We start from the raw sequence: 13,104 nt of genomic DNA, 5'->3' as shown, positions 1-13,104 counted from the left end.
CTTCTGAGCCCCATTTCACAAAAAAAGACATGCGGCATCAAAGGGTTGCCGCGGTCCGACCCCGGTCTTCCCCAGTGAGGGGTCGGACCGCGATAAGCTTTTGTTTTTACTGGTAAAAAGGTTTTCAGAGGGTACGTTTCGCGGGCTTGGAGGCGGTTTTTGGGGCCGGAAAAGGTCTGGTTAAGAGCTTCGAAGAGGTACCGCGGCAGCCGTCAGGACTTTGGCCTCAGGCGGCATTTTGGTGGGCAGAAAGCGGGCGCTAACGCCGTATTGAGCCCGTTCCGGAGATGAAAATACTGTGTTTTCAGTGGGTTACGGTGGTCCGACCCCGATGTTGTTCAGTGTGTTACGGTGGTCCGACCCCGATGTTGTGACAAAACGTGGCGGGTGGGTGCGGGCGGGGCGCGGCGGCAGTACACTGGTGGCAGCCTGTTTAATGATGTGTACACCCTATCCCGAAGGAGACCCGCCTTGGCCACCGACAGCCGCCGCGCTGCGCTTGATTACCACGAATTTCCCGTCCCCGGCAAAACCGCCATCGTCCCCACCAAACCGCTGACCAACCAGAACGATCTGGCCCTGGCCTATTCGCCGGGGGTGGCCTGGGCCTGCGAGGAAATCGTCGACGATCCCAAGAACGCGGTGCGCTATACCGGGCGCGGCAATCTGGTGGCGGTGATCACCAATGGCAGCGCGGTGCTCGGCCTGGGCAACATCGGGGCGCTGGCGTCCAAGCCGGTGATGGAAGGCAAGGCGGTGCTGTTCAAGAAGTTCGCCGGGCTGGACGTGTTCGACATCGAGATCAACGAGAGCGACCCGGACAAGTTGGTGGACATCATCGCCGCTCTGGAGCCCACCTTCGGCGGCATCAATCTGGAAGACATCAAGGCACCGGAGTGTTTCATCGTCGAGCGCAAGCTGCGCCAGCGCATGGGCATCCCGGTGTTCCACGATGACCAGCACGGCACCGCGATCACCGTGTGCGCGGCCTTTATCAACGGTCTGCGGGTGGCCGGCAAGGAACTGGATCAGGTCAAGGTGGTGGTGTCCGGCGCCGGCGCCGCGGCGCTGGCCTGCCTGGACCTGATGGTGGATCTGGGACTGCCCCAGGAGAATATCTGGGTCACCGACATCGAGGGCGTGGTCTACGAGGGCCGCAAGGAACTGATGGACCCGGACAAGGCGCGCTTCGCCCAGCCCACCGACGCCCGCACCCTGGGCGAGGTGATCGACGGCGCCGACGTGTTCCTGGGCCTGTCCGCCGGCGGCGTGCTCAAGCCGGACATGGTGCAACGCATGGCCGCCCGGCCGCTGATTCTGGCCCTGGCCAACCCGCACCCGGAGATCCTGCCGGAGGAGGCCAAGGCGGTGCGCGACGACCTGCTGATCGCCACCGGCCGCTCCGACTACCCCAACCAGGTCAACAACGTGCTGTGCTTCCCGTACATCTTCCGGGGCGCGCTGGACGCCGGCGCCACCACCATCACCCGGGAGATGGAAAAGGCGGCGGTGTACGCCATCGCCGGCCTGGCCCAGGAGGAGCAGAACGAGGTGGTGGCCGCCGCCTACGGCACCTACGACCTGAGCTTCGGGCCGGAATACCTGATTCCCAAGCCGTTTGATCCGCGTCTGATCGTGCGCATCGCGCCGGCGGTGGCCAAGGCGGCCATGGCCGACGGCGTGGCCACCCGGCCGATCGCCGACCTGGATGCCTACGCCGAGCAGCTCAAGCAGTTCGTTTACCACTCCGGCGCCTTCATGAAGCCGCTGTTTTCCGCCGCCAAGGCCCTGGTCCGCGACGGCGGCAAGGCCCGCATCGTGTTCACCGAGGGCGAGGAAGAGCGCGTGCTGCGCGCCGTCCAGGTGGTGGTGGACGAGGGACTGGCGTTCCCGATTCTGGTCGGTCGCCCGGAGGTGCTGGCCATGCGCATCGAGCGCTACGGCCTGCGCCTGAAGCTGGGCGAGGACGTGGAGGTCACCAATCCGGAGCAGGACGACCGCTTCCACCGCTACTGGAACGCCTACTGGGAAATGCGCGGCCGCCACGGCGTCACCAAGGAAATGGCGCGCACGGAAATGCGCCGTCGCATGACCCTGATCGGCGCCATGATGGTCCACCTGGGCGAGGCGGACGGCATGGTATGCGGCACCGTGGGCCGGTTCGCCGAGCACCTCAACTTCGTCGATCAGGTGATCGGCCTGCGCCCGGAGTCCCACACCTACGCGGCCATGAACGTGCTGCTGCTGCCGGAACGGACCCTGGCGGTGGTGGACACCCACGTCAACGAGGACCCCGGCGCCGAGCAAATCGCCGAGTTCACCATCGCCGCCGCCGAGGAAATGCGGCGCCTGAACCTGGAGCCCAAGGCGGCGCTGCTGTCGCGCTCCAATTTCGGTTCCGAGCGCTGCCAGGCCAGCGACAAGATGCGCCGCGCCCTGGCCCTGATCCGCGAATGGGCGCCGGAGCTGGAGGTGGACGGCGAGATGCACGGCGACGCCGCCCTGGAGGCCTCGATCCGCAAGGAAATCCTGCCGGACTCCACCCTGCAGGGCTCCGCCAACCTGCTGGTGTGCCCGAACGGGGATTCCGGCAACATCGCCTACAACCTGCTGAAGACCGCCGCCGGCAGCAATGTGGCCATCGGCCCCTTCCTGCTGGGCGTCAACGCGCCGGTGACCATTCTCACCGCCAGCGCCACGGTGCGGCGCATCGTCAACATGGCGGCCCTGACCGTGCTGCGCGCCAATCTGGAACAGCGCGCCTGAGGCCCGCCTGACCGCCGGCACGCCCGCCGTGGCGTGCCGGGCTGGTGCCAGCCCCCCGGGGACCTGATAGGATTGCGCCTTGCGCCGACTGGCGCGCATTACCCTTATCGCCATCCCCCGGCCCACAAGGCCGGGCCCCGGAATGCGCCGGTGGCTATCGCTACCCGCGCCTGGTTACCCCTGACGGAGGGACCGCATGAAAACAATCCATAAACACCGGCTGGAAATCGGCACCGAGGTGCAGGAAATCCGCTTGCCGGAAGAGGGTGAAGTGCTTCGCGTGGATTACATCCAGCAGGAGCGCCTGATCTATATGTGGGTGGAGGTGGACGCGGACACCGTCATCGACACCCCCAAGGAAGTGCGTCGCTTCAAGGTGTTCACCACCGGCAGCGGCATTCCCGACAACGCCGTGTACCTGGGGACCACCCTGGACGCCCTCAAACCCGAGGCGTTCCATGTGTACGAGCTGGTCGATTAAGAACCGTTTCCACTGAGAGTCATAGAGTCATTATGGAAGTAAACCCGCTGAGAACCCACCTCACCGACCTGGCCGAGCGCATCGAAGCGCTGAGGGGGTATCTTTGACTTCGATCAGAAGAGCGAACGACTGGTCGAAGTAGAGCGCGAACTGGCCCTGCCGGACGTGTGGAACGAGCCGGAACGGGCCCAGGCCCTGGGTAAGGAGCGCGCGCAACTGGAAGGGGTGGTGACCACCCTGCGCGACGCCGACCAGGGCGTCGGCGACACCCGGGATCTGCTGGAACTGGCGGTGGAAGAGGACGACGAAGCCACCGTCTCGGAAGTGGAAGCGGATCTGGATCGCCTGGAACGCATGGTCGCGGATCTGGAATTCCGCCGCATGTTCTCCGGTGAGATGGACACCGCCAACGCCTACCTGGACATCCAGGCCGGCTCCGGCGGCACCGAGGCCCAGGACTGGGCCGAGATGCTGCTGCGCATGTATCTGCGCTGGGGCGAGGCCCACGGCTTCAAGACCGAGCTGGTGGAAGCCTCCGACGGCGACGTGGCCGGCATTAAATCCGCCACCGTGCGGTTCGAGGGCGACTACGCCTACGGCTGGCTGCGCACCGAGACCGGCGTGCACCGGCTGGTGCGCAAGAGCCCGTTCGATTCCGGCGGCCGCCGCCACACCTCGTTCAGCTCGGTGTTCGTGTCCCCGGAAGTGGACGACGACATCGACATCGAAATCGATCCCGGCAAGCTGCGCACCGACACCTACCGGGCCTCCGGCGCCGGCGGCCAGCACGTGAACCGGACCGACTCGGCGGTGCGGCTGACCTACACCTTCACCGATCCGGACAACGGCCAGGAGCACATCGTGGTCACCCAGTGCCAGTCCGAGCGCAGCCAGCACCAGAACCGGGACAAGGCCACCAAGATGCTGCAGGCCAAGCTCTACGAGCTGGAAATCCAGAAGCGCAACGCCGAGAAGCAGGCCCAGGAAAACGCCAAGGCCGACATCGGCTGGGGCAGCCAGATCCGCTCCTACGTGCTCGACGATGGCCGCATCAAGGACCTGCGCACCGGGGTGGAAAGCCACAACACCCAGCAGGTGCTGGACGGCGACCTGGACCGATTCATCGAAGCCTCCCTGAAAAGTGGACTCTAAGAGAATGGCCGACGAACACAGCAAGCAACACGACGCCGCCGACGAAAACCGCCTGATCGCCGAACGCCGCGCCAAGCTGGCGGAATGGCGCGACGGCGGCGCGGCGTTCCCGAACCATTTCCGGCGCGACAGCCTGGCCGCCGGTCTGCAGGCGCAATACGGCGACCTGAGCAAGGAAGAACTGGAAGAGAAAAACATCCAGGTGGCCGTGGCCGGTCGCCTGATGCTCGACCGCAAGGCCTTCAAGGTGCTGCAGGACATGTCCGGCCGCATCCAGGTGTACGCCAACAAAGACGTGCAGAAGGCGGTCAAGCACTGGGACCTGGGCGATGTGATCGGCGTGCGCGGCAAGCTCTGCAAATCCGGCAAGGGCGACCTCTATGTGATGATGGACGAGTACCTGCTGCTCACCAAATCCCTGCGCCCGTTGCCGGAAAAGCACAAGGGCCTCACCGACACCGAGTCCCGCTATCGCCAGCGTTACGTGGACCTGATCGTCAACGAGGACAGCCGCGAGACTTTCAAGATCCGCTCGAAAATCGTCGCCGGCATCCGCAACTACCTGGTCGCCCACGATTTCATCGAAGCGGAAACGCCGATGCTGCAGGTGATCCCCGGTGGCGCCACCGCGCGGCCGTTCGTCACCCACCACAACAGCCTGGACCTGGACATGTACCTGCGCATCGCGCCGGAGCTGTACCTCAAGCGTCTGGTGGTGGGCGGCTTCGAGCGGGTCTTCGAGATCAACCGTAACTTCCGCAACGAGGGCCTGAGCACCCGGCACAATCCGGAATTCACCATGCTCGAGTTTTACCAGGCCTACGCGGACTATCACGATCTGATGGACCTCACCGAGGACATGCTGCGCACCCTGGCCCGTGACGTGCTGGGCGACACCCTGGTGCGCAACACCGTGCCCGGCGCCGACGGCGAAACCGGGACCGTCACCTACGATTTCGGCAAGCCGTTCCGCCGGCTCACCGTGTTCGATGCGATTCTCGAATACAACCCGGACATCGACGCCGCCGAGCTGGCCGACGAGCAGGGCGCCCGGCGCATCGCCGAGGGTCTGGAGATTCCGCTCAAGGACGGCTGGGGCCTGGGCAAGGTGCAGATCGAGATCTTCGAGAAAACCGCCGAGCACCGCCTGCAGGAACCGACCTTCATCACCGACTACCCCACCGAGGTGTCGCCCCTGGCGCGGCGCAAGGACGACGACCCGTTCGTCACCGAGCGCTTTGAGTTCTTCGTCGGTGGCCGCGAGATCGCCAATGGCTTCTCCGAGCTCAACGACGCCGAGGACCAGGCGGAACGCTTCCGCGCCCAGGTGGCCGAGAAGGAAGCCGGCGACGACGAGGCCATGTTCTACGACGAGGATTACATCACCGCTCTGGAGCACGGCCTGCCGCCCACCGCCGGCGAGGGCATCGGCATCGACCGTCTGGTGATGCTGTTCACCGACTCGCCGACCATCAAGGACGTGATCCTCTTCCCGCACATGCGTCCACGTACCTGACCCAACAGCACCGCCACTCCCGTTGGGTGGCGGTGCCTGTTAGGCTAGTGGCGACGCCATAAAAAAAGCAGACGGAGCCATGACCGCAATCCGTTATCAGGGCCGCAAGGCTCGCCGCGCGGGCAGTGAACAACGCCGCCAGGCGATTCTCGACGCGGCGCTCAACATCATCGTCACCGACGGCATCCGCGCGGTGCGCCACCGGGCGGTGGCCCGCGAAGCGGACGTGCCGCTCTCCGCCACCACCTATTACTTCAAGGATATTTCCGATCTGATCGCGGACGCCTTCACCCTGTTCGCGGAGCGGGCCCTGGATACCGTGATCCGCCCGTTCCGCGACCAGGCGTTCGCGCTGATCGAGGAATTCGAGAAGGGAGGCGCCGACCGGGAGCAACTGATCGAGGCGCTGGCCTCGGCCACCACCGCCTTTATCCTCGACGAGCTGCACAACCGTCGCGAACATCTGGTGGCGGAGCAGGCGTTCCTGCAGGAAGCGATCCTGGATCCGCGGCTGCGTGGCCTGGCGGATCTCTACCTCAAGGAAATGGCGATGCTGCTGGTGGACGCCTGCCGGGCGTTCGGCTCGCCCACTCCGGAGATGGACGCGGAAGTGATCAACGCCCGCATCATGGCTCTGGAAGTGCGTCTGCTGACCCACCCGGAACTGGCCGACGAGGACACCGTGAAAACCCGCATGCGGCACCTGTTGGAGAAGCTGGTTCCCCATGAGTGACGACACCGGATCCCAGGCCGACGTACAGCTCGAAGCGGGCTGGAAGCGGGCGCTGGGCGAGGAGTTCGCGCAGCCCTACATGGGCGAGCTGAAGGATTTTCTGCGCCGCGAAAAGCAGGCCGGCGAAACCCTGTACCCGCCGGGCCCGGACATCTTCCGCGCTTTCAACGAAACCCCCTTCGACCAGGTCAAGGTGGTGATCCTGGGTCAGGATCCCTACCACGGGCCCAACCAGGCCCACGGGCTGAGCTTTTCCGTGCAGCCCGGCGTACGGGTGCCGCCGTCCCTGGTCAACATCTTCAAGGAGATCGAGCGCGACCTGGGTATCCCGGCGCCGGACCACGGCAATCTGGACGCCTGGGCGAAGCAGGGCGTGCTGCTGCTCAACGCGGTGCTGACCGTGCGCGCCGGCCAGGCCGCCTCCCACCAGGGGCAGGGCTGGGAACGCTTCACCGACCAGGCCATCGAGCACCTCAACCGCGAGCGCGAGGGCGTGGTGTTCATGCTGTGGGGCAGCTCGGCGCAGAAAAAGGGCAAGCTGATCGACCGCCAGCGCCACTGCGTGCTGACCGCGCCGCACCCGTCGCCGCTGTCCGCCTATCGCGGCTTCTTCGGTTGCGGGCACTTCTCCCGCGCCAATCAATACCTGCTTCAGCAGGGTAAGGACCCCATCGACTGGTCCCTGAACTGACCGATAAGGATTTTTTTCCGGCATGACCGACACCGTCCTGTTCGACGAAATCAACACCGACTGCGGCCGCGTGATCGGCCGCGCCACCCTCAACGCCCCCCGTTCCCTGAATGCTCTGAGCCTGGAGATGATCCAGGCCCTGGACGCCCGCGTGGCGGCCTGGCAGGCCCGCGACGAGGTGGTGGCGATCTGGCTGGAAGGCGCCGGCGGCAAGGCGTTCAGCGCCGGCGGCGACGTGGTGGCGCTGTACCGCTCCACCGTCAAACACGCCGGCCAGGCGGGCAACCCGGAGGCGGAGCAGTACTTCGCCGAGGAATACCGGCTGGACTACCGCCTGCACACTTCCCGCACCCCGGTAATCTGCTGGGCCGACGGCGTGGTGATGGGCGGCGGCATGGGCCTGATGCAGGGCAGCCAGTTCCGGCTGGTGACGCCGCGCAGCCGGCTGGCCATGCCGGAGATCACCATCGGCCTGTTCCCGGACGTGGGCGCCAGCTGGTTCCTCAATCGCCTGCCCGGCCGCACCGGCCTGTTCCTGGGCCTCACCGGCGTGCATCTGAATGCCCGCGACGCCCTGGACCTGGGCCTGGCCGACCGCTTCATGGACGCCGACCCGGAGCAGGTGCTGCAGGCCCTGGCCGCGGGCCGCTACGAGGACGACGGCGACGCCAACCGGGCGCTGCTGTACGGCCGTCTGCGCGAGCTGTCGGCGGCGCCCACCGGCCTGGAGGCGCCGGTGAGCGCCCACCGGGACACCATCGAGCAGTTGTGCGACGGCGCCACCGTCGGCGAAGTGGTGGCGCGCATTCTCGACCACAAACAGTGCGACGGCTGGCTGGACAAGGCCCGCAAGACCCTGGCCGCCGGCTGTCCGCAGACCCTGCACCTGGTGTGGCAGCAGCTGCACCGGGCCCGGCATCTGTCCCTGGCCGAGGTGTTCCGCATGGAATGGTGCGTGGCGGTGCAATGCTGCCTGCATCCGGACTTCCGCGAGGGCGTACGGGCGCTGCTGATCGACAAGGACGGCAGCCCGCGCTTCCGACATCGCTCGGTGGACGAGGTGAGCGCCGACTACATCGACGGCTTCTTCCGCTGCCCCGCTGACGTCCACCCCCTCGCCGACCTGGGCTGACGCCCATCGCGGCTGGGCGGCTTGCCGCTTCAGCCGCGATCCCCCGACCCGCTCTATTCCCCCGGACGATACCGAACATCACGGATCATCATTTCCCGTCATGAGCCGGGCTCCCTAGAATTCCTATCCAGGACCACAGGAGACTCGCCATGCCCTTCCAGGACTTCACGCTGATTCAGGCCCCCATGGCCGGCGGCATCAACACCACCGAACTCACCGTGGGCGCCGCCCGGGCCGGGGCGCTGGCGTCCATCGGCGCCGGTTACCTGAGCGGCCAGGCCATCGAGGACGCGGCCCGGGCGGCAAGGGACGGCGGCGCCGACGCCTTCGCCCTGAACCTGTTCATCCCCGCCGAACGGGGCGCCAGCGACCAGGAATGGCGGCGCGCCCGGGAGGCCCTGGCGCCCTGCTATCAAAGCGCCGGCGTCGCGCTGCCGGATCATTTCGCGGAACTGCCGGCCTTCGAGGAACAGTTCGAGGCGGTGCTGGCGGCGCGGCCGGCGTTCTTCAGCTTCACCTTTGGCCGTCTGCCCAAGCCTTTGATGGAGGCCTGCCGGGCCCGGGGCATCGCCCTGATGGGCACCGCCACCACCCGGGAGGAAGCCCGGGCGCTGGCGGACGACGGCGTGGACGGCATTGTGCTGCAGGGCGAGGAAGCCGGCGGCCATCGTGGCAGTGCCGACCCGCGCGGGCCGGGGCGGCCGCTGGCGGACCTGCTGGGCGAGTGCGCCGGCTTGTCGGTGCCGCTGATCGCCGCCGGGGGCCTGATGGACGGCGCCGACATGGCGCGGGTGCTGGCCGCCGGCGCCGCTGCCGCCCAGCTCGGCACCGCCTTTCTAAGCTGCCCGGAAGCCGGCACCGCGCCGGCCTGGCGGGAGGCCCTGGCCCGGGCCGAACCGGAGCAGACCGCGGTGACCGCGGCGGTGTCCGGGCGCTTCGCCCGCGGGCTCGCCAATGCCTGGATGGATGAACGGGCCCCGTCGGCGGTGGCGCCGTACCCGGACCAGCACCGGCTCACCGCGCCGCTGCGCAAGGCCGCCGGGGCGGAATGGAAGAGTCTGTGGGCGGGCACCGGCGCGCACCGCTGCCGGGCCCTGCCGGTGGAGGAGCTGGTGGCGACCTTGTTGAAGGAGTGCCGCGCCGACGGTTGAAGGCCGTTCGCCGCGGCGGGTATCGCGGCTAAAGCCGCTCCTACAAAATCCCTTCGCTGCGGCGTAGTGGCCGGGCGGGCCGCGATCCTCCCAGCGTTCGCAACGCCAGCAGCGTTCGTAGGAGCGGCTTTAGCCGCGATTCAGGCTTTCGGTTTCGGCAGCTCGTAGGGCAGGGCGATGGGCTCGACCTGGAGCGGCTGGTCGTCCAGAAACAGGTCTCCCTCATGATCCAGCCGCACCACCGCCAGCAGGGCCGGGTCCGGCTCGCCGGGGGCCGCGTCCACCACCTCGGCCACCGCGCAACCCTGGTCGTTACGCAGGCTCTGGCCCGGGGCCAGCGCCGGGCCCCGGTAATGGAACGCCGCCATGCGCTGCTTGAGCTTGCCCTTGAAGTGCATGCGGGCCACCACCTCCTGGCCGGTGTAGCAGCCTTTCTTGAAGCTGACGCCGCCGAGCACGTCGTAGTTGAGCACCTGGGGCAGGAACAGATCCTCGGCGCCGGCCTGGATCTGGCCCTCGCCGGCGAGGATGTCCTGGTAGCGCGCGCCGGCGCCGTCGGTGAGCGCCCGCTCCGCCGCCAGGGCCTGCCAGTGGGTGGCCAGCAGCGGCCCGGCGGCGACGATCAGGGCATGGTCGCTGTGCGCGTAGCGGAGCACGGACACGCCGTCACGGTGGGCCGCCTGGCCCGGGCCCGGCGTCGGCAGGCCCGCCGCCGCCAGGGTGGCGTCCACGCCGCCGGCCAGCTGCGCCACGCGCACCTCCAGGTCCGGCCGGAAGCTGACCTTGGCGCGCAGCCGGTATTTCTCCAGGCAGCGCACCGTGGCCTCGGTCTGGCCGGCGGGCACCAGCAGCAGATAGCCGCCGTCCTGGCGGGCGATGCGCAGGCTCACCAGCCCGCGCCCCTTGAGGGACAGATGCATGGCGGCGCGGTGGGCGCCCTCGTCCACCGCCTTCAGGTCCACGGTGAGCTGCCCCTGCAGGTAATCGCCCGCCTCCTCGCCTTCGGCGTGAATCACCGCCAGGTGCTCGCCGGTGGCCAGCGTCGGCGCCGGGCGGCCTCCGTGCACCGGCTGTTGCGCGTCGATCAGGGATTGCCAAGCGTCCATACCGTTCCTAATGAGTCTGCGAGGGTGTGAGTGCGACCCGTGATGATAGATAATCAACGGCCCCTGTGTCAGTCGATCAGCGAAAGAGATTCCGCCAATGACGTCTTCCCCGTCCCCCGAAACCGCCGATCTGAAACGCCGCTACCAGTGGCAATGCCGGCGCGGCGCCTCCGAAGTGGAGGTGGTGCTGTACGCCTATCTGGAGCGTTTTTTCGACACCGACACGCCGGAGCAGCGCGCCGCCTTCGGCCGTCTGCTGGAATGCGAGGACGTGGACATGCTGGACTGGTTCACCGGCCACGGCCAGCCCGAGGACCCGGAACTGCGCGAGTTCGTGGCCGGGATGCTGCGCCGTGTGGCCACGACGTCTTGAACTGAGCGCTTCGCGCTATCCGGCGCGGCTGCGGCTGGCCGCCGTGCTGGTGGCCTGGTGGGCGCTGGCGGCCAGCGCCTTGCCGCTGAGCGTGGCGGTGCTGCCCGGTCTGGCGGTGCTGATCGCCGCGCGCCGCTGGCGCCCCGCCTCGCCGGCCCGGGTGGCGGTGTCGCCGGAGGGCCTGCGCCTGCTGCTGCGCGACGGCCGCCGGGTGGCGGTGGCGGCGCCGTTCCGCACCGTCCTGAAGGCGCGCTGGCTGGCGGTGCACTGCCCCCGGGTGGGCTGGGTGTGGGTGTTTCCCGACCAGATCGGCGCGGCGGCGGTCACGCCCCTGCGCCAGGTGTTGCTGCTGGGCCGCCGGCCATGACGCCCTTGTGCCCCCGTGCCACCGCCCCCAGAGAACCATGATGAGCACTGATTACGGATTCCGCTTCGACAACCGTTACGCGCGCCTGCCGGACGCCCTGTTCGCGCGCACCGACCCGCAGCCGGTGGCGGCGCCCCGCCTGCTGCTCTGGAACCGCACCCTGGCCGGGGAACTGGGCCTGGACCGCGCCGCTCTGGACGGCGACGCCGGGGCCGCCCTGTTCGGCGGCAACGCGCTGCCGGACGGTGCCGAGCCCCTGGCCCAGGCCTACGCCGGCCATCAATTCGGCAACCCCACCATGCTCGGCGACGGGCGCGCGGTGCTGCTTGGCGAGCAGATCACCCCGGACGGCCGGCGCCGGGACATTCAGCTCAAGGGCGCCGGCCGCACCCCGTTCTCCCGGGGCGGCGACGGCCGCGCGGCCCTCGGGCCGATGCTGCGCGAATACCTCATCAGCGAAGCCATGCACGCCCTGGGCATCCCCACCACCCGCAGCCTGGCGGTGGTGGCCAACGGCGAACCGGTGTTCCGCGACGGGCCCGAACCCGGCGCGGTGCTCACCCGGGTGGCCGCCTCGCACCTGCGCGTGGGCACCTTCCAGTACGCCGCCGCCCGCCGCGATCCGGACCTGCTGCGCACCCTGTTCGAATACACCCTGGAACGGCACTACGCGCCCCTCAAGGACGCGGACAACCCGGCCCTGGCTCTGCTGGAGGCGGTCATGGAGCGCCACATCGATCTGGTGGTGGCCTGGATGCGGGTGGGCTTCATCCACGGCGTGCTCAACACCGACAACGTGACCCTGTCCGGCGAGACCATCGACTACGGCCCCTGCGCCTTCATGGACGTTTACCACCCGGACACGGTGTTCAGCTCCATCGACCAGCGCGGCCGCTATGCCTACGGCAACCAGCCGGTGATCACCCAGTGGAACCTGGCGCGGCTGGCGGAAACCCTGGTGCCGCTGATCGACGACGACCCCAAGGCCGCCGTGGCCAGGGCGGAGGCCCTGCTGGGTGAATTCGGCGACCGCTACGAACAACGCTGGCGGGCGATGATGGCCGACAAGCTGGGCCTGCTCGGCGAGGAGGAGGGCGACCGCGCCCTGGTGGACGATCTGCTCGACTGGATGCGCCGGGAGCGGGTGGATTACACCAACACCTTCCGCGGCCTGATCGGCCGGGCGCTGCCCGATGGCGAGGCGTTTTATCAGGACGCCTTCCTGGACTGGCACCGGCGCTGGCGGGACCGGCTGGGCCGCAACCCGGAATCGGACAGCCAGGCCGAAGCGCGCATGCGCGCCGCCAACCCGGCGCTGATCCCCCGGAACCACCAGGTGGAAGCGGCCCTCAACGCCGCCGAGCACGACGACGACCTGGCCCCCACCCGGGCGCTCCTGGAGGCCCTGGCGAACCCCTACCAGGACCGCGCCCTGGACGACCCCTACACCCGCCCACCCACCGAGGAAGAACGGGTCCTGCGCACCTTCTGCGGCACCTGACCTTCCCCGGTCGCTTCCACAACCCCCTCACCCAAAGGTGCGGACGGCTCCTCGGAGCTTCCGTGTCGGGCGCCACCGGGCCGGACCGTTGGAGGCAGGGATGCCGGAAACGAGCTACAGGGACGTACTTGCCGC

General features: G+C 68.1%; 12 protein-coding genes. 11 read left to right on the top strand and 1 reads right to left on the bottom strand.

Features of this window, described 5'->3' with window-relative positions:
- Positions 1 to 471 precede the first annotated feature (471 nt).
- The 8 genes from IM760_RS15060 to IM760_RS15025 all read left to right on the top strand — a co-directional run bounded on the left by IM760_RS15060 (position 472) and on the right by IM760_RS15025 (position 9,622).
- A complete protein-coding gene (locus IM760_RS15060; protein WP_204430879.1) occupies positions 472 to 2,766 on the top strand; it encodes an NADP-dependent malic enzyme in 2,295 nt (764 codons plus the stop codon).
- Between the two features lie 196 nt (positions 2,767 to 2,962).
- Complete coding sequence (locus tag IM760_RS15055; RefSeq protein WP_204430877.1) at positions 2,963 to 3,247, top strand: DUF7352 domain-containing protein; 285 nt, start codon at positions 2,963 to 2,965, stop codon at positions 3,245 to 3,247.
- A 32-nt stretch (positions 3,248 to 3,279) separates the two neighbouring features.
- A protein-coding gene (prfB, locus tag IM760_RS15050; protein WP_204430875.1) for a peptide chain release factor 2 occupies positions 3,280 to 4,399 on the top strand; the annotation gives its coding sequence in 2 pieces (ribosomal slippage) (positions 3,280 to 3,351 and positions 3,353 to 4,399; 1,119 coding nt in all).
- Between the two features lie 4 nt (positions 4,400 to 4,403).
- Positions 4,404 to 5,915, top strand: coding sequence for a lysine--tRNA ligase (gene lysS, locus IM760_RS15045; protein WP_204430873.1), 1,512 nt, complete (start codon positions 4,404 to 4,406; stop codon positions 5,913 to 5,915).
- A gap of 79 nt (positions 5,916 to 5,994) precedes the next feature.
- Positions 5,995 to 6,648, top strand: a complete 654-nt coding sequence (locus IM760_RS15040) for a TetR/AcrR family transcriptional regulator (RefSeq protein WP_204430871.1) — start codon at positions 5,995 to 5,997, stop codon at positions 6,646 to 6,648.
- A complete protein-coding gene (gene ung / locus IM760_RS15035) occupies positions 6,641 to 7,339 on the top strand; it encodes a uracil-DNA glycosylase (RefSeq protein ID WP_204430869.1) in 699 nt (232 codons plus the stop codon). Before IM760_RS15040 ends, ung begins: the two co-directional genes overlap by 8 nt.
- A gap of 22 nt (positions 7,340 to 7,361) precedes the next feature.
- Complete coding sequence (locus tag IM760_RS15030; RefSeq protein ID WP_204430868.1) at positions 7,362 to 8,471, top strand: enoyl-CoA hydratase/isomerase family protein; 1,110 nt, start codon at positions 7,362 to 7,364, stop codon at positions 8,469 to 8,471.
- A gap of 149 nt (positions 8,472 to 8,620) precedes the next feature.
- On the top strand, positions 8,621 to 9,622 hold the full coding sequence (locus IM760_RS15025) for an NAD(P)H-dependent flavin oxidoreductase (protein ID WP_204430866.1): 1,002 nt from the start codon (positions 8,621 to 8,623) through the stop codon (positions 9,620 to 9,622).
- Positions 9,623 to 9,762: 140 nt separating this feature from the next.
- Here IM760_RS15025 and ygfZ read toward each other — a convergent pair whose 3' ends face one another.
- Positions 9,763 to 10,728 carry a CAF17-like 4Fe-4S cluster assembly/insertion protein YgfZ gene (ygfZ, locus tag IM760_RS15020; RefSeq protein ID WP_204430858.1) on the bottom strand — a complete coding sequence of 322 codons (966 nt, stop codon included), beginning with the start codon at positions 10,726 to 10,728 and terminating at the stop codon, positions 9,763 to 9,765.
- Between the two features lie 97 nt (positions 10,729 to 10,825).
- On the opposite strand from ygfZ, the gene IM760_RS15015 reads away from it, so the two are divergent.
- From IM760_RS15015 to IM760_RS15005, 3 genes are read left to right on the top strand one after another with little or no spacing between them, the layout of a single operon-like run.
- Entirely contained in the window at positions 10,826 to 11,101 is a 276-nt protein-coding gene (locus tag IM760_RS15015) for an FAD assembly factor SdhE (protein WP_204430856.1), read from the top strand.
- Positions 11,082 to 11,468 (top strand): hypothetical protein, encoded by a 387-nt coding sequence (locus IM760_RS15010; protein WP_204430854.1) that lies wholly within the window; start codon positions 11,082 to 11,084, stop codon positions 11,466 to 11,468. The genes IM760_RS15015 and IM760_RS15010 overlap by 20 nt, the downstream gene beginning before the upstream one ends.
- A gap of 40 nt (positions 11,469 to 11,508) precedes the next feature.
- On the top strand, positions 11,509 to 12,969 hold the full coding sequence (locus IM760_RS15005; protein ID WP_204430852.1) for a protein adenylyltransferase SelO: 1,461 nt from the start codon (positions 11,509 to 11,511) through the stop codon (positions 12,967 to 12,969).
- Positions 12,970 to 13,104: the final 135 nt, after the last annotated feature.

It is taken from the genome of Alloalcanivorax marinus, assembly GCF_016906305.1.
GTDB lineage: Bacteria > Pseudomonadota > Gammaproteobacteria > Pseudomonadales > Alcanivoracaceae > Alloalcanivorax > Alloalcanivorax marinus.
The sequence above is the reverse complement of the archived record's forward strand: the minus strand, read 5'-3'. Positions and strand labels throughout refer to the sequence as shown.

Bases quoted from the DNA above. Each gene is read 5' to 3' on its own strand.
- IM760_RS15025 (WP_204430866.1), top strand. From the start codon at position 8,621: ATGCCCTTCCAGGACTTCACGCTGATTCAGGCCCCCATGGCCGGCGGC.
- IM760_RS15030 (WP_204430868.1), top strand. From the start codon at position 7,362: ATGACCGACACCGTCCTGTTCGACGAAATCAACACCGACTGCGGCCGC.
- ung (WP_204430869.1), top strand. From the start codon at position 6,641: ATGAGTGACGACACCGGATCCCAGGCCGACGTACAGCTCGAAGCGGGC.
- IM760_RS15015 (WP_204430856.1), top strand. From the start codon at position 10,826: ATGACGTCTTCCCCGTCCCCCGAAACCGCCGATCTGAAACGCCGCTAC.
- ygfZ (WP_204430858.1), bottom strand. From the start codon at position 10,728: ATGGACGCTTGGCAATCCCTGATCGACGCGCAACAGCCGGTGCACGGA.
- IM760_RS15005 (WP_204430852.1), top strand. From the start codon at position 11,509: ATGAGCACTGATTACGGATTCCGCTTCGACAACCGTTACGCGCGCCTG.
- IM760_RS15055 (WP_204430877.1), top strand. From the start codon at position 2,963: ATGAAAACAATCCATAAACACCGGCTGGAAATCGGCACCGAGGTGCAG.
- lysS (WP_204430873.1), top strand. From the start codon at position 4,404: ATGGCCGACGAACACAGCAAGCAACACGACGCCGCCGACGAAAACCGC.
- IM760_RS15040 (WP_204430871.1), top strand. From the start codon at position 5,995: ATGACCGCAATCCGTTATCAGGGCCGCAAGGCTCGCCGCGCGGGCAGT.